At 70.9% G+C, this 22,702-nt stretch carries 20 protein-coding genes; 5 read left to right on the plus strand and 15 right to left on the minus strand.

The genetic code is table 11. From position 1 onward, the window contains the following. Positions 1-89: 89 nt before the first annotated feature. The 3 genes from ACK4K7_RS15750 to ACK4K7_RS15760 all read right to left on the minus strand — a co-directional run bounded on the left by ACK4K7_RS15750 (position 90) and on the right by ACK4K7_RS15760 (position 3,531). Complete coding sequence (locus ACK4K7_RS15750) at positions 90-812, minus strand: PRC-barrel domain-containing protein (protein ID WP_431867440.1); 723 nt, start codon at positions 810-812, stop codon at positions 90-92. Between the two features lie 84 nt (positions 813-896). Continuing rightward, positions 897-1,781, minus strand: coding sequence for an SWFGD domain-containing protein (locus tag ACK4K7_RS15755; RefSeq protein ID WP_431867441.1), 885 nt, complete (start codon positions 1,779-1,781; stop codon positions 897-899). 157 nt (positions 1,782-1,938) lie between these two features. Further along, positions 1,939-3,531 carry a L,D-transpeptidase family protein gene (locus ACK4K7_RS15760; RefSeq protein ID WP_431867442.1) on the minus strand — a complete coding sequence of 531 codons (1,593 nt, stop codon included), beginning with the start codon at positions 3,529-3,531 and terminating at the stop codon, positions 1,939-1,941. 167 nt (positions 3,532-3,698) lie between these two features. On the opposite strand from ACK4K7_RS15760, the gene ACK4K7_RS15765 reads away from it, so the two are divergent. Next, positions 3,699-4,070 (plus strand): PilZ domain-containing protein, encoded by a 372-nt coding sequence (locus ACK4K7_RS15765; protein WP_431867443.1) that lies wholly within the window; start codon positions 3,699-3,701, stop codon positions 4,068-4,070. A 7-nt stretch (positions 4,071-4,077) separates the two neighbouring features. Here ACK4K7_RS15765 and ACK4K7_RS15770 read toward each other — a convergent pair whose 3' ends face one another. Both ACK4K7_RS15770 and ACK4K7_RS15775 read right to left on the minus strand, forming a co-directional pair. Further along, positions 4,078-4,959 (minus strand): YihY/virulence factor BrkB family protein, encoded by an 882-nt coding sequence (locus ACK4K7_RS15770; RefSeq protein ID WP_431867444.1) that lies wholly within the window; start codon positions 4,957-4,959, stop codon positions 4,078-4,080. A 46-nt stretch (positions 4,960-5,005) separates the two neighbouring features. After that, entirely contained in the window at positions 5,006-5,557 is a 552-nt protein-coding gene (locus ACK4K7_RS15775) for an NADPH-dependent FMN reductase (RefSeq protein WP_431867446.1), read from the minus strand. An 85-nt stretch (positions 5,558-5,642) separates the two neighbouring features. Between ACK4K7_RS15775 and ACK4K7_RS15780 the strand changes: the two genes are divergently transcribed. Beyond that, positions 5,643-6,884 (plus strand): threonine synthase, encoded by a 1,242-nt coding sequence (locus ACK4K7_RS15780; protein ID WP_431867447.1) that lies wholly within the window; start codon positions 5,643-5,645, stop codon positions 6,882-6,884. Here the strand turns inward: ACK4K7_RS15780 and ACK4K7_RS15785 are convergent. The 8 genes from ACK4K7_RS15785 to ACK4K7_RS15820 all read right to left on the minus strand — a co-directional run bounded on the left by ACK4K7_RS15785 (position 6,881) and on the right by ACK4K7_RS15820 (position 17,558). Next, complete coding sequence (locus tag ACK4K7_RS15785; RefSeq protein WP_431867448.1) at positions 6,881-7,525, minus strand: response regulator transcription factor; 645 nt, start codon at positions 7,523-7,525, stop codon at positions 6,881-6,883. The two genes, ACK4K7_RS15780 and ACK4K7_RS15785, sit on opposite strands and share 4 nt — an antisense overlap. A gap of 51 nt (positions 7,526-7,576) precedes the next feature. Continuing rightward, positions 7,577-9,727, minus strand: a complete 2,151-nt coding sequence (locus ACK4K7_RS15790; RefSeq protein ID WP_431867450.1) for an ATP-binding protein — start codon at positions 9,725-9,727, stop codon at positions 7,577-7,579. Continuing rightward, positions 9,724-11,142 (minus strand): glycosyltransferase family 2 protein, encoded by a 1,419-nt coding sequence (locus tag ACK4K7_RS15795; RefSeq protein WP_431867451.1) that lies wholly within the window; start codon positions 11,140-11,142, stop codon positions 9,724-9,726. The genes ACK4K7_RS15790 and ACK4K7_RS15795 overlap by 4 nt, the downstream gene beginning before the upstream one ends. Further along, complete coding sequence (locus tag ACK4K7_RS15800; protein WP_431867452.1) at positions 11,139-12,170, minus strand: HEAT repeat domain-containing protein; 1,032 nt, start codon at positions 12,168-12,170, stop codon at positions 11,139-11,141. The genes ACK4K7_RS15795 and ACK4K7_RS15800 overlap by 4 nt, the downstream gene beginning before the upstream one ends. Next, positions 12,167-13,186, minus strand: coding sequence for a YaiO family outer membrane beta-barrel protein (locus ACK4K7_RS15805; RefSeq protein WP_431867453.1), 1,020 nt, complete (start codon positions 13,184-13,186; stop codon positions 12,167-12,169). Before ACK4K7_RS15805 ends, ACK4K7_RS15800 begins: the two co-directional genes overlap by 4 nt. Before the next feature lie 201 nt (positions 13,187-13,387). Continuing rightward, entirely contained in the window at positions 13,388-15,130 is a 1,743-nt protein-coding gene (locus tag ACK4K7_RS15810) for a DUF885 domain-containing protein (RefSeq protein WP_431867454.1), read from the minus strand. After that, on the minus strand, positions 15,127-16,326 hold the full coding sequence (locus ACK4K7_RS15815; RefSeq protein WP_431867455.1) for a M24 family metallopeptidase: 1,200 nt from the start codon (positions 16,324-16,326) through the stop codon (positions 15,127-15,129). Before ACK4K7_RS15815 ends, ACK4K7_RS15810 begins: the two co-directional genes overlap by 4 nt. Then, positions 16,323-17,558 carry an NAD(P)/FAD-dependent oxidoreductase gene (locus ACK4K7_RS15820; RefSeq protein WP_431867456.1) on the minus strand — a complete coding sequence of 412 codons (1,236 nt, stop codon included), beginning with the start codon at positions 17,556-17,558 and terminating at the stop codon, positions 16,323-16,325. Before ACK4K7_RS15820 ends, ACK4K7_RS15815 begins: the two co-directional genes overlap by 4 nt. A 62-nt stretch (positions 17,559-17,620) precedes the next feature. On the opposite strand from ACK4K7_RS15820, the gene ACK4K7_RS15825 reads away from it, so the two are divergent. The 3 genes from ACK4K7_RS15825 to ACK4K7_RS15835 are packed head-to-tail and all read left to right on the plus strand — an operon-like array spanning position 17,621 to position 20,165. Next, positions 17,621-18,526, plus strand: coding sequence for a dihydrodipicolinate synthase family protein (locus ACK4K7_RS15825; RefSeq protein WP_431867461.1), 906 nt, complete (start codon positions 17,621-17,623; stop codon positions 18,524-18,526). Beyond that, positions 18,526-19,524, plus strand: coding sequence for a 4-hydroxyproline epimerase (locus ACK4K7_RS15830; RefSeq protein ID WP_431867457.1), 999 nt, complete (start codon positions 18,526-18,528; stop codon positions 19,522-19,524). Before ACK4K7_RS15825 ends, ACK4K7_RS15830 begins: the two co-directional genes overlap by 1 nt. Then, on the plus strand, positions 19,521-20,165 hold the full coding sequence (locus ACK4K7_RS15835; RefSeq protein ID WP_431867458.1) for a GntR family transcriptional regulator: 645 nt from the start codon (positions 19,521-19,523) through the stop codon (positions 20,163-20,165). Before ACK4K7_RS15830 ends, ACK4K7_RS15835 begins: the two co-directional genes overlap by 4 nt. A gap of 8 nt (positions 20,166-20,173) precedes the next feature. On the opposite strand, the gene ACK4K7_RS15840 is transcribed toward ACK4K7_RS15835, so the two are convergent. Both ACK4K7_RS15840 and ACK4K7_RS15845 read right to left on the minus strand, forming a co-directional pair. Further along, positions 20,174-21,964, minus strand: a complete 1,791-nt coding sequence (locus ACK4K7_RS15840) for a sodium:solute symporter family protein (protein ID WP_431867459.1) — start codon at positions 21,962-21,964, stop codon at positions 20,174-20,176. Further along, positions 21,951-22,226 (minus strand): DUF4212 domain-containing protein, encoded by a 276-nt coding sequence (locus tag ACK4K7_RS15845; RefSeq protein WP_431867460.1) that lies wholly within the window; start codon positions 22,224-22,226, stop codon positions 21,951-21,953. Before ACK4K7_RS15845 ends, ACK4K7_RS15840 begins: the two co-directional genes overlap by 14 nt. Positions 22,227-22,702 lie beyond the last annotated feature (476 nt).

Raw genomic sequence — 22,702 nt, forward strand, 5'->3', positions numbered from 1 at the left:
GGGGGTTTTGTTTTCTTTTCCTGCAACCCCCCCCCCTTCGAGGGGGGGGTGTGTTGTTCTTCGCCCCTATCCCCCCCCCCGCCCGGGCATCAATATTGCAGCCCGTACCAGCTGTGGACGTGGCGGCCGTAGTCGCGGTTGAAGCGCGGTTCGTCGCCGCGGCCGAAGCTCGGCGCGTCCTCAAGGTCGCGCTCGCTCATGTCGACGACATAGCCGCCCTCGCGCGTGTCGTAATCGAGCATGCGCCACGGGAGCGGATAATAACGCTGGCCGATCCCGAGGAACCCGCCATAGGTCATCACCGCATATTCGACCTTGCCGCTGAACTTGTCGACCATGAAGTTGTAGATCGTGCCCAGCCGGTCGCCGCGCCGGTTGTAGACGGGCGTGCCTTCGACCTTGTTGGAGGCGATGAGGCGGCTCGTCTCGTTGTGCGGCAGGTCGTCGTTATAGTCGTCGCGGCCATAGCCCCGGTCGCGCTCGAAGCGTTCGCCGCCGCCGCGCCGGTCCGTGCTCCAGTCGCCGTCGCGGCTCGATCGCCAGCCCTGCGCGCCGCGATCGCGGTCGCGGCTCACGAAGCCGCCGCCGTCGCGGCCGGAGCCGCGGCTCCGGTAGCGGTCGCGTTCGATCCGGTCGTAGTCCGACGTCGCGCCCGATCCGATCCAGCCGCCCGGCTGGTTGTCGCGATAGGCGCGGTCATGATCGTCGCGGCCGCGGGCGTCGCGGCCCGATCCGAAGATGCTGTCGCGGTCGCGGCTGCGCCCGGAGCGATCGCGGGTCAAATCGTCGTCATATCTGCCATAGTCCGGCATGTGTCTCTCCTTGGTTGGGGTTGAAGGAGGGGCAGGGGCGCGCCTGCCGGCGCGGCCGCCCGCCATCTCCTGGGTAAGCGCGCCTCAGCTCGTGCGGCTGCGGCTGCGCGTGCTCGATTGCGTCCCGGCCGTGTTGCTGGTGCCGGTGCTCGACTCGGTCGCCGAAGCGGTGCCGCCGCCGGTGCTGGTCGCGCCGGCTTCCGCGCGGCCGGCGTTTGCGCCGGTCATGCCGCCGCCCGATCCCGTGCCTTCGCTCGACTGGCCGCCGCGCGAGCTGCGCCACGTGTCGAAATCGCTCTCGAACTTCTGCTGCCGGTGGCGGCAATATTCGTCATATTCGCGGTCGAGCTGCTCGATCTGCTGGTCGCGCCAGCGGCGGTAATTGTCGTCCCAGTCGGACGTCCGGCCGCCGCTCGACCCGCCATAGGCGGCGTCGCTCTGGCGCCCGCCGACGTTGCGGTTCTCGCCATAGCCGCTCTGGCTGCCGCCGAAGCTGCGCGCGCCCGAATAGCCGCCGCCGCCCAGGCCATATCCGCCGGAGCCGCGGTCCATGTCGCTGCGCCCGCGCCCGCCGCCATAGGAACGGGAACCGCTTCCATAGTCGTCGCGCCGGCCGCTCGATCCGCCACGGCCGCCATAGTCGCCGCCGCCGCCATAGCCGGAGCTGCCCATGCGGGAATAATGGTCGCCGCCGAAGCCCTCGCGCGCCTCGTCGCGGCGGGCGTCCCGCTCGCGCCGGCGCTCGGCATCGTCGTCGCCGAACCAGGAGCGGACTTCGTCGCCCGCGCGCTCGAAGAAGCCGCGATCGTCGTCGTCGCGTCCGCCGCTCCGATAGTCGCCGCCGCCGCGATATCCGCCGCCGCGATAGCCGCGCTCGCGGCCGCGGTCGTCGTCGGAGAAGATCGAATCCTCGCGCCAGCGCGAACCCGATCCGCCGCGGCCATAGCCGTAATCTCTGTCTCTCATCATGCCTCTCCTGCTGCGAAAAACGGTCGGGGAGCGGCGCTCCGCTTCCCCTGCCGAATCAACGGCCGGGGGAGGGGGGACGTTCCGGTTCCGGACCGTCCTTGCACCCCGGTTCCGCCATGCCGTGGCGGGCGCCCGACCAGCCGCAGGACGGCCGGGATCAGGGGCCGAGTTCGATCGTCGCCGGCGTCCTCAGCCGCCGCTGCGTACGCGCGTCGACGCCCAGCTTCTGCGCCAGATCCTCGTCCCAGCCATAGGGATCGGTGCGGAACACGATGTTGCCGGACCGGTCGAGATAGGCGGTGTGGTAAAGCATGCGCACCATGATCTCCTCGGGCAGGCGCACGAAGCTTTCGCGCCCGCTCGACAGCGCCCGCTCGAACTCGGCCGAGCGGCCGTGCTGCGAGGCGAGCATCCGCGCGAAGCCGACCGCGTCCTCGACCCGCACGCAGCCGTTGCTGAGCTGGCGCTGGCTCTGCGCGAACAGCGACTTGGACGGCGTGTCGTGCAGGAAGATGGCATGGTCGTTCTTCATGTCGAACTTGACCTGGCCGAGCGCGTTGCGCGGGCCCGACGCCTGCACGATCCAGCCGTCGCTGTTGATCGTCATGTTGTTGCTGGCGAGGTAGGAATCGCCCTTGGGCAGGATGTCGCGCTCGGCGATCGATTTGGGCACCGTCCAGGTCGGGTTCGCGACCAGCTGGAAGATCGGCGATCCGAGCAAAGGGGTCACCGTCTCCGCGGTGCCGACCATCACCTTGGCCTGATGGACGGGCTGCCCGTCATGATAATAGTCCATGAAGGCGGCGGGGATGTTGACGTCGACCCGGGTCGCGGGCGGGTTCCGGTCCAGCCAGCGGCGGCGTTCCAGGTTGATGGCGAGGATGCGGGCGCGGTCGGCCGGGCCGGTGTTCAGCGCCTGAAGCGTGGTCGGGCCGACGACGCCGTCCTCCTCGATCCCGTAATCGGCCTGGAGCCGGGCCACCGCCTCGGCCATGCGCTCGGTATAGAGCTGCGCGTCCTGCGCCGGCTGGGCCTGCTGTTGCTGCTTCTGCTTCGGCTGCTCGCGGCCGTTCGCCGCGCCCTCGACGAGATAGCCGTTGGCGCGCAGCGCCTCGGCAATGGCGGGGACACGCGGGTCGCGGTCGCCGGCGCGGATCGTGCCGCCTTCGTCCGACACCTGCGTCTGCGGCCCCTCGGCGGCGAGCTGGCGGTAGCGCAGATAGGCCTCGGACAGCTGGCGATATTCGGCGTCCTGCGGCGGCAGGCCGGCGATCCACTGGCCGACCTGCCCGGCCTCGATCGCCTGCGCCAGGCCCGCGACGACATCGGCGTCGGGCTTGGGCAGGGTGTAGATCTCGTTGACCTCGTCGGGCCGGGCGACGCCGGTCGCGAGCGCCTCGGCATAAGCGACGGCGGCGAGCGTCAGCGCCGCCTCCCGCGCCGTCGGGCTTTCGGCGCCGTCCGTCTCCTGCAGGAAGGGCACGGCGTCGAGCCCGTGGCGCGGCGCCTCCTGCAGCGCCGTCAGCAGCTCGCGCGCCGCCGGGCGGGTCCAGGCCGCCTCCCAGTTGCGGGCTTCGTAGAAGCGCCTGACGCGCTCGTCGGTGACGGCCGAGCGCAGTTCCTGCGGGTCCACCCGGTCGGGGCGGACCGAGGCGGCGGCTTCCGCGCCGGGGCCTTCGACGCCGCCGCCGCCACAGCCGGCGAGCGCCAGCGCGGCCGCGACCGACGCGAGGAGAAGGGATTTTTTCAAGGGATACTCCGGGATACAAATCTAGGTTGGTGTGAAGAACGCGCGCGCGGCCGTTTCGATCCTCTACCGATCGCCGCCGCATCGCCCCCGGATTTACCGAAAAGCCCGTATTTACCAATTCTTAGCGCGGGAGGAGGAAAGGGAGAGCGGGCCAGCGGGAGCTTCGCATGAGAAAAGGACAGTTGGCGATCCTGCCGGCGTCGGACGGCCGCAGGGCCGAACGGCGGATCGTGAACCTGGCGGCGAGCCTGCGCGAACCGGGGGCGCGGCTGGGCGATGCGGAGGTGCTGAACCTTTCGGAAACCGGCTTCATGGCCGAAACCGACCTGGCGCTGGAGGTGGGCGGCCTGGTCTGGCTGAAGCTCACCGGGCTGGAGCCGACCAAGAGCCGGGTCGTGTGGATCGAAGGTGCGCGCGCGGGCTTCGAATTCGAGGCGCCGCTCCATCCCGCCACGCTGGAGCTCGCCATCGCCGTCAGCCGCAAGGCGCCGCCCCGCCGCGCGCCCGGCCAGCGCCTGTTCGGCCCGCTGTCGCGCTAGACGCTTCTCAGGCCTCGTCCACCTTCCGCTTCAGGCCCGTTTTCGGGGCGCCGTCATGCGCCTCGATGAGCTGCTCGTTGATCTCGGCGCCGACCAGGATGACGAGCGAGGTGAGGAACAGCCACATCATCAGCACCATCGGCGCGGCCGCCGACCCGTAGAAGGTGCCGAACCCGCCGAAGCCGGCGACATAGAAGGTGAACAGGGCCGAAGCGGCGAGCCAGAGAAGCAAGGCGACGCCCGCCCCGATGCTGATCCAGCCGAAGCGCCGCGGCGGCTCGGCCGGCGCGCAGCGGTAGATGAAGCCGAGATAGAGGAAGAAGAGCAAGGCCAGCAGCGGCCAGCGCAGCCACATGAAGGCGTCCGCGAGACCGCCCTCGAGCAGCGGCAGCACCGCGAGCAGGAAGAGCGAGGCGAACAGGAAGACGAGGCTGGCGGCGGCCAGGCCCAGCGCCACGCCTTCGCGGCCGATGCGTCCGCGCTCCTCCTCCACGTCGTGGGTGATGTTGAGCGCGGTGATGATGCCCGAGGCGGAGCGCTGCACGGTCCAAAAGACGATCAGGAGATTGACGACCAGACCGGCGCCGAGGCCGAGCCCGCCCGGGACGCTGGTCAGGAACTCGCTCAACAGCGCGGCCGTGCCCTCCGGCAGGACGTCGTCGAACGCGCCGATCTGCCGGTCGATGGCCTCGGCGCTGGCGAAGAAGGCGTAGATCGCGCCGGCGGCGGCAAGGCCCGGCAGGATCGCGAACATCGCGAAGAAGGCGAGACCGCCCGCCGACAGCATCGTCCGGTCGGTCAGCGCCTCGCGCAGCACGCGGCGCGCGACTTCGGTCGCGCTGCGCGGCTCGGGCGCGCCGCGCTTCGCCTTGGGGTGGTCGGCCTTCATGGTCGAAAGGGGCAACGGCCCCGCGCGGCGGCCGGTTCCGATCCGCTCAGCGCGCCAGGCGCTCCACCCAGGCGGCGAAACCGTCGATGAAGCGGCGCAGCAAGTCCTTCGCCCCCTCGTCCCGCAGCGATCCGTCCTCGGCGAAGATGCCTCCCGCCTTGGCGAGATAGGCTTCCGGCTGCTGCATCATCGGCACGTCCAAGAACACCATCGACTGGCGCAGATGATGGTTCGCGCCGAAGCCGCCATATTGGCCGGGGGAGACGGTGATCACCGCCCCCGGTTTCCCGGAGAAGACGCCCTTGCCGTAGGGGCGGGAGCCGACGTCGATCGCGTTCTTGAGCGCGGACGGCAGCGAGCGGTTATATTCGGGCGTGACGAACAGCAGCGCCTGCTTGTCCCGCACCTCGTCGCGGAAGCGCGTCCAGGCCGCGGGGGGATCGCGCTCCAGATCCTCGTTATAGTGGGGGAGATCGCCGATCTCGACGATCTCCAGCCTGAGATTCTCCGGCGCCATCCGCGCCAGCGCCTCGGCGGTGCGGCGGTTGAGCGAGGCTTTTCTGAGGCTGCCGACGAACACGGCGACGGTACGGGTCATGCGTTTCTCCTTGCGGGGATCAAGCGAGGCAAAGCGGCGACGGTTCCCCCTAGTTCGGCGGCCGACGCTCCGCTAGCGCGGGCGGATGATCTGGAACGGCAATCTCACGGCCGAACGGCCGACCTTCGTCACCCATCTCGAATGTTCGATGACCGGCGATCGCTACGAGGCGGATCGGCTGCAGGGCCTGTCGCGCGCCGGGCGGCCGCTGCTCGTGCGCTACGACCTTGCCGGGGCGCGGGCGGCGCTCGGCCGCGACGCGCTGGCCGGGCGGCCGCACGATCTCTGGCGCTGGCGCGAGCTGCTGCCGGTGCGCCGCGCGGAGCATATCGTCAGCCTGGGCGAGGCGGCGACTCCGATCGTCTCGCTCGCCCGCACCGGCCAGCGTCACGCGGCGGCATCGCTGCTGGTGAAGGACGAAGGGCGGCTGCCGACCGGATCGTTCAAGGCGCGCGGCATCGCCATGGCGGTTTCGATGGCGAAGGAGCTGGGCGTCACCCGCATCGCCATGCCGACCAACGGCAATGCCGGCGCCGCGCTCGCCGCTTATGCGAGCCGCGCGGGGATGGAGAGCATCGTCCTGTGCCCCGAAGACACGCCGGAGGTGAACGTCCGCGAGATCGCCGCCCAGGGCGGCCGCGTGTGGCGGGTGAACGGCCTCATCGACGATTGCGGGAAGATCGTCGGGGAGGGCGCCGCCCAGGGGCTGTGGTTCGACATGTCGACGCTGAAGGAGCCCTACCGGATCGAGGGCAAGAAGACGATGGGCCTGGAGCTCGCCGAACAGCTCGGCTGGCAGGTGCCGGACGTGATCTTCTATCCGACCGGCGGCGGCACCGGCCTGATCGGCATGTGGAAGGCGTTCGCGGAGCTGGAGGCGCTCGGCCTCATCGGTCCGGAACGGCCGCGCATGGTGGCGGTGCAGGCCGAAGGCTGCGCGCCGATCGTCAAGGCGTGGGAAGAAGGCGCCGAACATGCCGAGCGCTGGGAGGACGCCCACACCATCGCCGCCGGCATCCGCGTACCCAAGGCGGTCGGCGATTTCCTGATCCTTCGGGCGGTGCGGGAATCGGGCGGCTTCGCGATGGCCGTTCCGGACGATGCGATCCGCGAGGCGGTGGACGATGCCGCGCGCGACGACGGCTTCCTGCTCTGCCCCGAAGGCGGCGCGACGCTGGCCGCCTGGCGGCTGGCGCTGGAGAAGGGGCTGGTCTCGCGCGACGACCGGGCGCTGCTGTTCAACTGCGCCACCGGCCTCAAATATCCGATGCCGGACGCCAGCCGCCGCCTCGACCGGCACTCCCCGATCGACTTCGCCGCGCTCTAGCGGCGCTCGATCAGCCGGGCGAGGCGGGAGAGGAGCTCTTCGGGGATGAAGGGCTTCACCACGAAGTCGTCGGCGCCCAGGCTCAATGCGCGGACGATGTCCTGCTCCTGCTTGCGCGCCGTCAGCATCACCACCGGCACGGACGCGAGCCGCGGATCCTCGCGGATGCGGCGCAGCACTTCATAGCCGTCCATCATCGGCATCATCGCGTCGAGCAGGATCGCGTCCGGCGGATCGGCGGCGATCTTGGCGAGCGCTTCGGCGCCGTCCTCCGCCACGGTGACGCGGTAGCCGCGCCCGGACAATTTGTGGGTGAGCAGATCGGCGAGCAGGGGATCGTCGTCGCACACCATGATCTGGCGCACGGGGCCTTCCGGCTCGGCCGGGATTTCGCGGGCGGGCGGCAGGCTCGGCGGCTCGGGCGCGGGGGGCGGGCTGGGCGAAGGCGCGGGCGCGGTCGGCGCCAGGGTGGGGGCAGGCGCGGGCGCGCCCTCCTTGTCCCGCCAGACGATGCGGTAGCCGGGCGGGATCGGCTTCCACTTGCCGTCTTCCTCCATCAGCTCCGCGCCGCACCGCCGGCAGCGGCTGAAGCAGCGCCCGGCATTGCACACCTGTTCGGGGCTCGGCTCATGCCCCCCCACGCGACATAGGATGCTCACCTTGCGTCAACCCTCCACATCCGGCCTTTCTCCCTAGAGCAGCGGCCGCGCATATCTGCGCACGTCGCCCGCCGCCTCGCGGAACGCCGCCAGCGCTCCGTCCCGGTCGCCGCCGTCGCGGCAGGCATCCTCCAGCGCCCGCGCCCGGCGCGAAAGGCGGACGAGGCCCAGCATCCCGGCCTGCGACACGATCTTATGGGCGCGCGCCTCCACGTCCGGGCCGCCGCCCGACGCCTCGGCGATCGCTTCCGCCTCCGTCTCCAGCTGGGCGAGATGCTGCGCGAGCCGCTCCGGCGGGATGATCTGCCGCACGTCCTCGAACGTCGCCGCGTCGAACTCCTCTTCGGGCGCGGCCGCTTCGGGCGCCGGCGCGGCGCGGCGGCCGGGCAAGGCGGCGGCGACGGCGGCGTGCAGCTCGCGCTGCCGCACGGGCTTCGCGACATGGCCGTTCATCCCGGCGGCCAGGAATTCGGCGACCTGCCGCGGCAGCACGTTGGCGGTCATGGCGACGATCGGCACCTGCCCCGCCTCCCCGGGCAATTGGCGGATCAGGCGCGTGGCGGTGATCCCGTCCATGCGCGGCATCTGTATGTCCATCAGGACGAGGTCGAAGCGGGAACGCCGCACCGCCTCCACCGCCGCCTCGCCGTCGGCGGCGATCTCGACCTCGTGGCCGGCGCGGCCGAGCATCGCCTTGGCGAGTTCCTGGTTCATCGGCAGGTCCTCCGCCACCAGGATGCGCGCGCCGCGCACCGCCGCCGCCTCCGCGGCATCGGCGGCGAGCGCCGGCTTGTCGGCGCGGGGCAAAGCGAGGGTGAACCAGAAGGAGGAGCCCTCGCCCTCCTGGCTCAGGAAATCGATCTCGCCGCCCATCAGCTCGACCAGCCGCTTCGAGATGCTGAGGCCCAGGCCGGTGCCGCCATAGCGGCGGGTGATCGAAGCGTCGGCCTGGACGAAGGGGCGGAACAGCCGGCGCTGGCGCGTCGCGTCGATGCCGGAGCCCGTATCGGTGACGGTGAAGCGGATGCGCTCGCGCCCGCTTTCCTCCGCTTCCCGCCGCACGTGGAGCGAGACCATGCCCTCGGCGGTGAACTTCACCGCGTTGTTGAGGAGGTTGAGCAGCACCTGGCGGATGCGGTTCTCGTCGCCCAGGAAATAAGGCGACAGGCAGGGGTCGACGCTCACCCGCATCTCCAGCCCCTTGGCCTGAGCGCTGTCGCGGACGATCGAGACGCTGTTGTCGACCAAAGTCTCGATCGCGAAGGGTTCGGGGGAGAGCTCGATCCGCCCCGCCTCGATCTTCGAGAAATCGAGCAGGTCGTTCACCACCGTCAGCAGCATCGTGCCCGCGCCCTGGATCAGCTCCACCTGCCGCCGCTGCTTGCCGCGGACGTCCGGGTCGGTGAGGAGGAGGTCGGCGAAGCCGATGACGCTGTTGAGCGGCGTCCGGATTTCGTGGCTCATGACGGCGAGGAAGTCGCTCTTCGCCCGCGTGGCCCGCTCGGCCCGGCGACGGGCGTCGGCGAGCTGGCCGGCCCAGTTGCGCGCCGGGCGCACGATCACGAGCCAGGCCAGCGCGATGAGGAGGAGGCCCGCCAGATTGACGCCCACGTCCAGCCGCAGCCAGCGGTCGGTGTCCTGGCGCAGTTCCCGAACGTGGCGCAGGGACCGTTCCTGGATTTCGACCAGCCCGCCGCGATAGGCGCGAACCAGCTCGCGGTAGCGGGCGCTCTGTAGCATGGCCCGCGCCTCGTCCCGACGGTCGGTCACGGCAAGGTCGAGCGCGCGATATTCGAGGTCCGATATCTCGCGCTCGGCCCGCGCCACGGCGGCGATGGCGGCGCGGTTCTCGGGAAGCTGAATGGCGCGCTCCAGCTCCTCCAGGGTGCGGCGCAGCTCCGGCTGGACCGCGCCGTAGCGGAGCGCATGGGCCTCGTCCCCGGTGGCGATCGCGGCGGCTGCCGACAGTTCGAGCAACTCGCTCTGCCACTGCAGCTGCTCGGCGCCGGTCTGGACGGCGAGCTGGGTCTCGGTGATGGCCCGCACCCGCTGCCCCACCACCCAGGCGGTGCTGGCCGATGCGATCGCGATCAGCACCATCGCGGCGATGCCGAGCAGCATCGCCCGCAACGGGAAGGCGGGGACGGCGCCTTCGGCGGCGGTGCGTCTGGGCCGCTTCGTCATGACCGGGCGAAGCCTTTACGCGACATCTGTCCCCAACCCTGCTGCTTGCGCAGGAACTGCCACCAGCCGCGGATGCGCCAGAGGTTGGCGACCTGGCGATAGCCGAAATTCTCCGCCACCGACACCGCGGTCAGGATGGCGAGGTCGCGCGCCTTGGGAAAGCGGCGCAGCTGCACCTCCTCCAGGATGAGCGTCGCGACGCTGACGAAGATGCCGAAGGTGAAGGTGACGGCGAGGAAGGCGAGCAGATAGTCGAACGACAGCAGGCCCAGCGCCCAGAGCAAAGGCACCAGCACATAGCCCAGCACCTCCACCAGCGGCCCCAGCACGTCGACCAGCAGGATGTGGCCGAAGCCCAGGAAGCCGACCCGGCCGTAGCGCGGATTGAACAGCATGTCCTTATGCTTGAAGAAGGTTTCCAGCGCGCCGCGTTGCCAGCGGGCGCGCTGCCGGCCGAGGATGGTGAGATCCTCCGGCACTTCGGTCCAGCAGACCGGTTCGGGGATGAAGTCGATGCGGTAGGGCTCGCCCCGCTCGCGGTAGAGGCGGTGGAGCTTGATCACCAGCTCCATGTCCTCGCCGACCGTGCCGTGGCTGTAGCCGCCGACCTCGACCACCGCCCGCCGCTGGAAGACGCCGAACGCGCCCGAGATGACGGTCAGCGCCTGCATCGCGCCGAGCGCCAGCCGCGCCATCAGGAAGGCGCGCAGATATTCGACGATCTGGACCAGCGCGAGGAAGTTGCGCGGCAGCTTGATGTCGGTGACGTGCCCGGCCTCGATCCGGCTGCCGTTGGCGATGCGGATCGTGCCGCCGACCGCCAGCGTCTTGCGCGGTTCCTCGACGAAGGGACGCACGGCGCGCAGCAAAGCGTCCGGCTCCAGCAGGGAATCGGCGTCGATCGACACGAACAGCGGCGCCCGCGCGACGTTGATGCCGGCGTTTAGCGCATCCGATTTGCCGCCATTCTCCTTGTCCACGACCAGCAGGCGCGGAAGGCGCGGGCTGGCGTAGATGCCGCGGATCGGCTGATGGCGCACGGCATGGTCGTGATAGCGGTGCACGCGCGACAGGCCGAAATGGCTCACCACCCGCTCCAGCGTCCCGTCCTTCGATCCGTCGTTGATCACGATCACTTCGAAATCGGGATAATGGAGCGCCAGCAGCGAGTTGACGCTTTCGACGATGGTCACCTCCTCGTTGAAGGCGGGGGCGAGCACGGCCATGCCGGGCGCTTCGTCCGCATAGCGGCGCCAGAGGAGCGAGGCGCGGTCGATCGGCGGCCGCCGGCCGAGCGCGAAGCCGGCGAAGACCAGCTGGACGATGTAGAACAGGGTCTGGAGCAGCCCGGTGCCGATCACCAGGATCGCGATCCATTGCGCCGACCACAGCGCCCATCCCGGCCAGTCGATCATGCCAGCCCCCGCTCGAGCAGGGTCAGGATGCCGGCGCTGCGGGCGGGCTCGGCGCCTTGCTCGGCCGCTTCGCGCAGCAGGCGCGCGCAGTCCGGGCCGAGCCGCGCCAGCGCCTCGGCGGCGCGGAAGCGCACCCACCATTGATCGTCGCCCAGCATCTCCTTCAGCCAGGGCGCGAGGTCCTGGAGGCCGATCCGCCCGGCCGCCTCCGCGGCGGCGGCGCGCACCTCCCATTCCGGGCTGGCGAGCCCGCGCTTCACCGCCGGCTGCGCCGCCGGATGTCCGAAGGCGCCGAGCGCCGCCAGATAGCGCGGCAGCGCCGGATCGGCGGCCTCGGCGGTCGCCGCCAGCGTGGCGATCACCGGGACAAGCGCATAGTCGCCCGATGCCGACAGCGACTCGATGGCGGCGGCCTTGGCGCCGGCGGGCACCGTCTCGTCGAGGATCAGCGCCTTCACCTCCTCGGGGCGCGCCTTGGCGATCTCGCGGAACAGCGAGACGGTGAGCAGCGAATTCTCCTCGGTGCCGATGCGCAGGCGATCGACCAGTTCGCGGGCGGGCGGGGCCTTGCCGGCCGACGCCAGCGCCAGCGCGGCGCTTAGCCGCACGTCCGGGCTTCGATCGTCGAGCGCCGCCCGCAGCCGCTCCGTCGACCGCTCGTCGGCGAATTCGGACAGGGCCTCGGCCGCCGCCAGCCGGACGCGGGGCGAGCCGCTGCCCAGATGATGCCGCAGCCGCGCCGGGACGCCCATCCGCGTCGCGGTGGAGACGAAGCGCTCGCGGTCGCTGCCGCGCACGAGGTGGATGAGCTCCAGCGACAATTGGGCGAGCAACTCGCCCGGCACCCGCCGGTCGAGCTCGCCCTGGCGCGCGCCGAGCAGCAGCGGCACCAGCCGGCGCCGCTCCGCCTCGCGCGCGCGGCCGGTGATGCCGAGGACCAGCCGGCCGATCAGCAGGCCGAACATGATCAGCAGCGCCGCCCCGGCGATGGAGAGCGAGACGAACCAGAGGGTGGCGAGAGCGCTCAAAAGCGCACGCCCATGCCGATGCCGAACTGCGTCCGGTCGCCGCCGCCCACCCGGTCCTCGCGCGCGACCGACAAGCGCAGCGTGGTGCGCGCGTCGAGATCGACCGCGGCGCCGCCGAAGATCGTGAACGTGTCCGTCACCACGCCCTCGCTGACGTCGGGCGCATCGGCGAGGCCGGCGAACAGGCGCAGCCGGTCGTTCGCCATCAGGTCGCCGCGCGCCAGCCAGCCGGAGCGGTGCCGCCCGGCCTCGTCGAAGATGTTGATCCAGCGCGCCGTGATCCAGGCGCGGCCGCCCGCCACATATTGCTCGACGCCCGGCGACACCGTCTGGATGTCGCCCGCGCGGAAGCGGGCCTGGCGGGCGTCGAGCGTCAGCACCGTCGCCGCCGGCCCTTCCGCCACCCGCACCGCGCCGCCCGCGCCCAGCTGCCATTCCGGGCGGAAATCGGCGTCGGGCGTGCCGCCCGCGCTCAGATAGAAACTCGCGCCGTCCGCAAGGCGATGGTCGATCCGCAGCTCGCCATAGACGTCGCGCAGCCCGAAGCGGCGGCTCGCCTCCAGCGTGCCGCCGATGGTGGTGCGGGGATCGACATGGTGGCGCAGTTGCACCGCGCCCTCGCGCCAGTCCGGCCGGCCGCCCTCCAGCGCGCTGTAGCTGGCGTCGAGATCGAGTTCCCAGCGATGCGGCTGCGGCGTGGAGCGCCGCTGCGCCTCCAGACGCGCGAGCGCCGCGCGGGCATCGGCATAATCGGGCGCGATGGCGAGCGTGCGGCGCAGCGCCGCCTCGGCCTCGTCCAGCCGGCCCTCGGCCATCAGCGCGAGGCCGAGCTGAAGCTGCGCGTCGGCATTGCCGGGCTCGGCGTCGACCAGCTGACGCAGCAGCGCGACCGCGCGGCGGTGATCGCCGGCGTGGCGCGCCGCGACGCCCTCCCGGTACAGCTCCTCGCCGGCCGGCGGCTGCACCGCGGCGATGAGGCCGATCGAAAGAAGGGAAACCAACACAGCCTTCCGCATCACACCAACTCCATGAAGGCGCGGGACCCCGCCCCGCCGCATGCCTGCCGATAAGGACGAGGCGGCGGCGATCCGGTTCCAGCCGCTCCGGACGCCGCGGCGAGCGCCGATAGCCGGGGAAGGCGCGCCGGAAAAGCCATGCTTTAGGTGGTTACCGCCCGATTCACTCTTTTCCGTTAACGCTCGCGCGGCGCTGCGGCCTCAGCCGGTTTCGCCGCCGTCGGCGATGAACCTGGCGATGCGTTCCTCCAGCGTCGTCAGCGGCACCGATCCGAGCGCCAGCACCACGTCGTGGAACTTGCGCTTGTCGAAGCGGGGGCCGAGCGCCGCCTCCGCCTCGGCGCGCAGGCGGCGGATGGTGAGCTCGCCGAGCTTGTAGGCGGTCGCCTGGCCCGGCCAGGAGATGTAGCGGTCGATCTCGTTCACGATCTCCAGCTCGGACAAGGCCGTGTTCTCGCGCAGATAGTCGAGCGCCTGGTCGCGGCTCCAGCCATAGGCGTGGAGGCCGGTGTCGATCACCAGCCGCGCCGCCCGCCACATCTCGTAGGTCAGGCGGCCAAAATCCTCATAGGGCGTCTCGTAGATGCCCATCTCGATGCCGAGCCATTCGACATAGAGGCCCCAGCCCTCGCCATAGCCGGAGAAGTAGGTCTGCTGGCGAAAGGCGGGGCGGTCCGGCCCCTCCAGCGCGAGCGCGGCCTGGAAGCTGTGGCCGGGCGTGCATTCGTGCAGCGCCAGAGCGGGCAGGGTATAGAGCGGCCGCGAGGGAAGGTTGTGGGTATTGAACATGCAGTTTTGGAGCCCGCCGCGCCCGCTCGTATAGATCGGCGCCAGCTCGGCCGGCACGGCGACGATGCCGTGGCGGTAGCGCGGCAGCGTGCCAATCGTCTCGCCGAGCTTCCCGTCCGCTTTCTTCACCACGTAGGCCGCCGTCGCGAGCAGCTCGCGCGGGGTCCTGGCGTAGAATTGCGGATCGGTGCGCAGGAAGGCGATGAATTCGGCGAGGCTGCCGTCGAAGCCGGCGCGGCGCTTCGTCTCCTCCATCTCCGCGCGGACGCGGGCGACTTCGCGCAGGCCGATGTCGTGGATTTCGCGCGGCGTGATGTCGAGCGTCGTGAACTTCGCGATCTCTCCCTGGTAGAAGGCCTCGCCGTCCGGAAGATCGCGCGCGGCGGTGGTGGCGCGGGCGCGGGGCATATATTCGGTGCGGAACATGGTGAGCAGCTCGGCATAAGCGGGCGCCGCCGCCTCGCGGATCGCCGCCAGCCCCTCGGCACGCAGCCGTTCCTGCTCGGCCGCCGGGATCGCCGCCGGCATCGCCGCGAACGGGGCGTAGAGCGGGTTGGTCTCGTCGGCGGGCAGGAACGGCTCCATCGTCGCGTCGCGTCCGGTAAGGGTCACGCGGGGGATGCTGAAGCCGCGGTCCAGCCCGCTGCGCATGTTCGCCATATGCTCGCGGAAATAGCGGGGCAGGTCGCGCAGCCGGCCGATATAGCGGCGATACTCCTCAGCGTCGGCGAAGCCGGAGCGCGGGGCGAGATAGGTCCAGAAGAAGCTGTCCGAATTGAACGGCGCTTCGTAGGCGCGGCGGCGGACGTCGCCGGCCAGCTCCTCGATCATGGTGCGGAAAACGGCGGCGTTGATGCGCTGCTCCGGCGACAGCGCGTCGAGCGGGATCGTGTCGAGTTCGGCGAGCGCGCGGTCCCAATAAGCGAGCCGCGCCTGCCAGGCGGCGGGATCGACCCGGGGCCAGCGGTCGGCCAGCGCGCCGGGACCATGGTCGCCGAGCCGTCCGAACTCGCCCCGCCGCCACGCCCATTCGGCTTCGTAGAGCGCCCGCAGCCGCGCATCGGCCGCGCTTTCCGCGGGCGCGGGCGGCTGGGCGAAAGCGGGCGCGGCGAGTGGCAGCGCGAGCGCGGCGGCGCAGAGGAGGAGGCGGATCATGCTGGGTCTCCGAACGGATCGTCGATGGAAGGGGAGGGGCGGGTGAACCAGGCGGCGCCCTCTTCGGTGACGTGGAAATGGTCCTCCAGCCGAATGCCGAACCGGTCCGGAACGACGATCATCGGTTCGTTGGAGAAGCACATTCCGGGCGCGAGCGGCGTCCGGTCGCCGCGCACCAGATAGGGCGCCTCGTGGATGGACAGGCCGATGCCGTGACCGGTGCGGTGGGGAAGGCCCGGCAGCCGGTATCCGGGACCGAGGCCGGCGCGCTCCAGCACGGCGCGGGCGGCGGCGTCGATCGCTTCGCATGGGACGCCCGGGCGCACCGCGTCGAACGCCGCCTGTTGCGCCGCCTGTTCGACATCCCAGATCTGGCGCTGCTCGGCGTCCGCCTCTCCGAACACGTAGGAGCGGGTGATGTCGCTGTTGTAGCCTTGGACCGCGCAGCCGGTGTCGATCAGCACCATGTCGCCTTCCGCCAGGCGGTCGTCGCCGGGCAGGCCGTGGGGGAAGGCGGTCGATCGGCCGAACTGGACGATGCAGAAGCTGCTCCCCGCCGCGCCGAGCGCGCGGTGCGCCTCGTCGATGAAGCGGCGCACCTCGCTGGCGCGGATGCCGGGGCGCAGGATGCGGGCGGCGCGGCGCTGGACCTCCAGGGTCATCGCCTTGGCCTGGCGCATCAGCGCGAGCTCGGCGCCGGATTTCAGCGCGCGGCAGCCGTCGACGATCGGAGCGGCGTCGACCAGATCGGCCGAAGGCGCGGCGCGGCGGATGCGCTCGGCCTGAAAGAAGGCCAGCGCCGGATCGACGGCGAGCCGCCGCGCGCCGGTTTCGCGCAGCGCGGCGGCGACGAGTTCGGCCGGGCTTTCATCCTCTTCCCACAGCCGCAGATCGGTCTCGATCGCCAGTTCGGCCTCCAGGCTGCCTTGCTCGAAGGCGGGGCAGATGAGGACCGGCGTGCCGCGGCGGGGCAGCAGCATCGCCACCAGCCGCTCGCTCGCGCCCCAGGAGATGCCGGCGAAATAAAGGAGGCTGGCCCCGGCGCCGATCAGCAGCGCGTCGGCGCCGGCCTCCGCCATCAGAGCGCGGGCGCGCTCGATGCGGGCGGCGCGCTCGTCCGAGGCGATCGGCGGCGCCGGGTTGGGCCAGGGTGCCAAAGCGGCGAGTTCCGCCGCCGCCGAAGATCCGCCGATCACAAGCGCCTCCCGAAACGTTCGATGTCGAAGGGGGAAAGGTCGATCTCCGGCGCTTCGCCGGCGACCAGGGCCGCCATGTGGCGCCCCGTCACCGCCGAGAGGGTGAGGCCGAGATGCTGGTGCCCGAAGGCGTAGAACAGGTTGGAGGCCCTGCGGCTGCGGCCGAGGGCGGGAAGATAGTCGGGCAGGGTCGGCCGGGCGCCGGTCCATTGCTTCGGCTCGACGCGGAAGGGGAGGCGGAGCGCGGCGGCGTGCGCCCTGAGGCGCCGCCACTTGCGCGGATCGGGCGGCGCCTCGGGCCGGGCGAACTCGACGAAGCCCGCGGCGCGCAGGCCCGATCGGAAGCTCGTGACGATCATCGACCTTTCCTCGAACACGACCGGCGGCAGCCCCTCCGGCCAGTCCGCTTCGGCCTGGATGTGATAGCCGCGTTCGGCGATCAGCGGCACCTTGTGGCCGATCCGCTCGAGCAGCGGCCGCGCGCCGGTGCCGGCCGCGACCAGCACATGCGCCGCGGCGAAGCGCGTGCCTCCCGCCCGGACGAAGGCGCGGCCGTCCTCCAGCTCCAGCGCGTCGGCGCTCCCGCGCAGGCGGCGGCCGCCAAGCGCCGCGAAATGCGCGTCGAGCGCGTCGTCAAGACCGGTCGGGTCGGCGATCTGGGCGGTGCCTTGGAAGCGGAGGCCGCCGGCCAGCGGTACGGGAAGCAGAGCGAGCTCTTCCGGCGAGGCGTCGCGGAAGCGCACTTCGCCGGTGTCGGCCTTCGCCCAGGCGGCCCGGCCCTTGCGTGCGGCCGCTTCGCTTTCCCAAACCAGCATATGGCCGTTCTCGACCAGCAGGTCCGGCGCCCCCGCCTCCGCTAGCAAGGCGCGCCAGGCGGGGAGGGCGCCCGCGACGAGGCTGGAAAGCGCCGCCTTGCCGGGCGCGAAGCGCCGCGCGGCGCCGGCGAAGCGCAGGGCGAAGGGCAGCCAGGCGCCGATCTCCCGCGGCGGCAGCGCGACCGGGCCGCCGCGCAGGAACAGGTGCCGCCAGACGTTCAGGATCACCGGCCAGGAGGCGAGCGGCTCGACCTGCTCCACCGCGATATGGCCGGCATTGCCCCAGGAGGCGGGGCGGACCGTGCTCTGCGGATCGATCAGCAGGGTGGCGAGGCCGCGCCGCTGTAGCCCGATCGCGCAGCACAGGCCGACTAGGCCGCCGCCGATCACCAATGCGTCCTGCTCTTCCCTTGGCACGGGCTCAGGTTATACAGTATACGATCTTAATCAACGGGAGAATGAATGTGGGTGCAAGGCCGATGTGGCACGGCGTCTATCCGGCGGCGACGACCCAGTTCGCCGAAGACGGCTCGGTCGATCTCGCGGGCACGCAGAAGGTGCTCGGCGCCCTGGTCGACGACGGCGTGGACGGGTTGATCGTGCTCGGCACCTGCGGCGAGAACAATTCGCTGGAGCCGGATGAGAAAAGGGCGGTGCTGAAGGCCGCGGTCGAGGCGGTGGGCGGTCGCGTGCCGCTGGTCACCGGCGTGTCGGAATTCACCACCGACCGCGCCGTCGCCTATGCGAGGGACGCGGCCGCGATCGGGATGGACGCGCTGATGGTGCTTCCGGCCATGGTCTACGTCCCCCAGCCGCACGAGCTTGCCGCCCATCTGAGGCGGGTGGCCGAAGCGACGCCGCTCCCGGTCATGCTCTACAACAACCCGCCCGCTTACCGCGTGTCGATCGGCTTCGACGTGCTCGACGCCCTGGCCGACGTGCCGAACGTGGTCGCGATCAAGGAAAGCGCCCCCGACCCGCGCCGCTTCACCGACCTCGTCAACCGCTATGGCGACCGCTACATGCTGATGGCCGGACTGGACGACGTCGCGCTCGAAGGGCTGCTGCTCGGGGCGACCGGCTGGGTGTCGGGCCTGACCAGCGCCTTTCCGCGCGAGTCGGTGGCGCTGGTGGCGGCGGTGGAGCGCGGCGATCTCGACACGGCGCGGGCGATCTACCGCTGGTTCATGCCCCTGCTCCACCTCGACGCCGAGCACGACCTCGTCCAGTCGATCAAGCTCGCCGAGCAGGTGATGGGTCGCGGCTCCGAACGCGTGCGCATGCCGCGGATGCCGCTCCGGGGCGCACGCCGCGACGAGGTGATCGCGATGGTGGAGAAAGCGGCGCGCACCCGCCCGAGCCTCGCCGCCGCCCGGGCGGCCTGATGCGCCACAGCTTCTTCTGCATCGACGGGCATACGGCCGGCAATCCGGTGCGGCTGGTGGCGGGCGGGGCGCCGCTGCTCAGGGGCGCGACCATGGCCGAGCGGCGGCAGGACTTCCTCGCCCGCTTCGACTGGATCCGCACCAGCCTGTGCTTCGAGCCGCGCGGCCACGACATGATGTCGGGCGGCTTCCTCTATCCCCCGAGCCGGCCCGACGCGGACGCGGGTATCCTCTTCATCGAGACCAGCGGCTGCCTGCCGATGTGCGGCCACGGCACGATCGGAATCGTGACCTTCGCGATCGAGCACGGCCTCATCGTGCCGCGCGAGCCGGGCCGGCTGCGGCTCGAAGTGCCGGCGGGCCTGATCGACATCGCCTATGAGGCGGAGGGGGGGAAGGTGACCGCCGTCACCATCCGCAACGTCCCCTCCTACCTTGCCGAAAGCGGGGTGGAGATCGAGGTGCCGGGCTTCGGCCCGCTCAGGATCGACATCGCTTATGGCGGCAATTTCTACGCCATCGTCGAGCCGCAGGGTCCCTATGCCGGGCTGGACGCGCTCGGCGCGGCGCGGATCGTCGAGCTCAGCCGCGCGGTTCGCGCGCTGGTGCGGGAGAAGGTCGAGCCGGTCCACCCGCTGGATCCCGCCATCCGCGGCGTCAGCCATTTACTCTGGGCCGACGCGCCGAAGGGGGAGGGGGCGGACGGGCGCAACGCCGTCTTCTACGGCGAGCGGGCGATCGACCGCAGCCCGTGCGGCACCGGCACCTCCGCGCGGCTCGCCCACCTTTACGCGCAGGGGCGGCTCAAGGCGGGCGAGAGCTTCGTCCACGAAAGCTACATCGGTAGTCGCTTCACCGGCCGGATCGAGGAGGAGACCGTGCTTGCCGGCCGGCCGGCCATCGTCCCATCGATCCGCGGATCGGCGGTCGCCACCGGCTTCAACACCATCTGGGTCGACCGCGCCGACCCGTTCTGGGCGGGCTTCACGGTCACATGAGCCTCGTCGTCCGCACTTTGTCCGACCGGCTCGTCGAGCTGGTCCGCGACCGCATCCTGTCCGGCGACGTGCCGGCGGACCGGCCGATCCGTCAGGACGCGCTGGCCGGCGAACTCGGCGTCAGCAAGATCCCGCTGCGCGAGGCGCTGGGGCGGCTGGAGCAGGAGGGGCTGCTGCGCTCGCGCGCCAATCGCGGCTGGTTCGTCCCGCCGATGACGCTGGCGGAAATGGAGGAGGTCTATTCGCTGCGCCTGCGGCTCGAGCCCGACGCCCTGGCCGAAGGCGGGCGCGCGGCGGGCGCGGAGGACCACCGCTTCGCCGCCGAGGCGCTCGACCGGCTCGAACAGGCGGTGGCGGCGCACGGCCCGGCGGTGGGCGCGCTCAACCGCGCCTTCCACCTCGCCCTCGTCCGCCCGGCCGCCCGGCCGTTGACCGCCTCGATCCTGGAGCGGCTGCACATCCTGTCCGAACGTTATGTGCGGATGCATCTGGAGCCGCTCGGCCGCGACGCGCGCGCGAACGACGAGCATCGCCGGATGCTGGAGGCCTGGCGGTCGGGCGACGGGGAGGGGCTCGCCGCTCTCGCGCGGGTCCACACCGAACGCACGCTCGCCGATCTCCGCCGCGAACTCGCCGCCTGAAAGCCGCGTCAGTGGCTGACGGCCGCCGCGGCGCCGCGCGGCACCCGGATCGATTCCACCAGCGCGTCGATCTCCGCCGGCGGCTTGGCCGTGAAGCGGGCGACGGTCAGCGCCACCGCGAAGTTGACCAGCATGCCGACCGTGCCGAACCCTTCGGGAGAGATGCCGAACCACCAGTGCGCGGCAGTGTTCGCGGCCGGGTTCCACAGCTTGAACCAGGCGATGTAGAGGAAGGTGGCGGCGAGGCCCGCGACCATCCCGGCGATCGCGCCTTCCTTGTTCATCCGCTTGGTGAAGATGCCCATGAAGATCGCCGGGAAGAGCGAGGCGGCGGCGAGGCCGAAGGCGAAGGCCACCACCTCCGCCACCCATCCGGGCGGATAGATGCCGAGATAGCCGGCGACCAGGATCGCCGCGGTCGCCGACAGTCGGGCGGCGAGCAGCTCCTGCTTCTCGCTGATGCCGGGCCGGAAGGTCTTCTTGAGGAGATCGTGGCTGATCGATGCGGAGATGACGAGCAGCAGCCCGGCCGCCGTCGACAGCGCCGCTGCGAGGCCGCCCGCCGCCACCAGAGCGATCACCCAGCCCGGCAGGTTCGCGATCTCCGGATTGGCGAGCACCATGATGTCGCGGTCGATATAGACTTCGCTGCGCGTGTCCGGATTGACCGGGTTGGAGACCTGCCGCTCGCCGCAGGCGCCGCGCTCGGGAAGGAAGGCGGGCGGGCCGGCGAAGGCTTCGCCCGGGCCGAGGTGCATCACGCAGTCGCCGGTCTTGTCGGCGAAGGCGATGAGACCGTTGGCCTCCCAGTTGCGCAGCCATTGCGGCGCGGCTTCGTAGGGCGTCTCGTGCACGCTTTCGACGAAGTTGAGGCGGGCGAACGCGCCCACCGCGGGCGCGGTCGTATAGAGCAGCGCGATGAAGACCAGGGCCCAGCCCGCGGACAGCCGCGCGTCGGAGGCCTTGGGCACGGTGAAGAAGCGCACGATGACGTGCGGCAGCCCGGCCGTCCCGATCATCAGCGCGGCCGTGATCGCGAACACGTCGACGGTCGACCGGCTGCCCGCCGTATAGGCGCTGAAGCCGAGATCGGTCAGCACCGCGTCGAGCTTTTCGAGGACGTACATGCCCGAACCGTCCGCCACCTGCGACCCGAGGCCGAGCTGGGGGATCGGGTTTCCGGTGATCATGAAGCTGATGAAGAAAGCCGGCACCAGATAGGCGAAGATGAGCACGCAATATTGGGCGACCTGCGTGTAGGTGATGCCCTTCATCCCGCCCATCACCGCATAGACGAAGACGATTCCCATGCCGGCCATGACGCCAATGTCGATCGGCACGTCGAGGAAGCGGGAAAAGACGATGCCGACGCCGCGCATCTGCCCGGCGATATAGGTGAAGCTGATGAAGATGAGGCAGATCACCGCCACCACCCGGGCGGCGTTGGAATAATAGCGCGCGCCGATGAAATCGGGGACGGTGAACTGGCCGAACTTCCGGAGGTAGGGCGCCAGCAGCAGCGCCAGCAGCACGTAGCCGCCGGTCCAGCCCATCAGGTAAACCGATCCGTCATAGCCGAGGAAGGCGATCAACCCCGCCATCGACAGGAAGCTCGCCGCCGACATCCAGTCGGCCGCGGTCGCCATGCCGTTCACCACCGGGTGGACGCCGCCGCCGGCCACGTAGAAATCCTTCGTGGATCCCGCCCGCGCCCAGACGGCGATGCCGATATAGAGGGCGAAGGAACCGGCGACGAACAGGTAGATCAGCGCCTGCGTCGTCATGTCAGTCGTCCACATCGTGCGTGCGCTCGATCGCCCGCATCCGGAACACGTAGATGAAGATGAGGATGATGAAGGCGTAGATCGAACCCTGCTGGGCGAACCAGAAGCCGAGCGGGTAGCCGGCGATCGAGAATTGATCGAGCCAGCCGCGCAGCAGGATCCCGAAGCCGAAGGAGACGATGAACCACATCGTCATCAGCCCGGCCAGCAGCCGCACGTTGCGCCGCCAATAATCCTTCGCGCCCGCGCCTTCTTCCCGCTCGCCCCCCTCGGCCATCCCAAGCTCCCGCCATGTGCAGCCGCATCACTGGCACGAACCGCCAAGAGTGTCATCCACCCAAAGCCCTCTCCGCCCGGGAGAGGGTGGGGTGAGGGTTACCGGGGGTGGCGAAAAAGACGGGGCGTCTTCACGCAAGCCGGGACCCTCACCCCAACCCTCTCCCAGAGGGAGAGGGGGCTGGAGCAGGCCCGACCCCTCGGCGCAGACAGCTTCGCCCGGAGCAGTGAAGACGAGGGGGCAAAATCCCTCTCCCCCCGGGAGAGGGTTGGGTGAGGGTCACCGGGGGTGGCGAAAAAGGCGGGGCATCTTCGCGGAGGCCGGGACCCTCACCCCAGTCCTCTCCCAGAGGGAGAGGGGGCTAGAGGGAGGCCCGTCCCCGCGGCGCAGACAGCTTCGCCCGGAGCAGCGAAGCGGAAGCGGCAGAAGCCCTCTCCCCCCGGGAGAGGGTTGGGTGAGGGGCACCGGGGGTGGCG

Source organism: Allosphingosinicella sp. (genome assembly GCF_046295735.1).
GTDB lineage: Bacteria > Pseudomonadota > Alphaproteobacteria > Sphingomonadales > Sphingomonadaceae > Allosphingosinicella.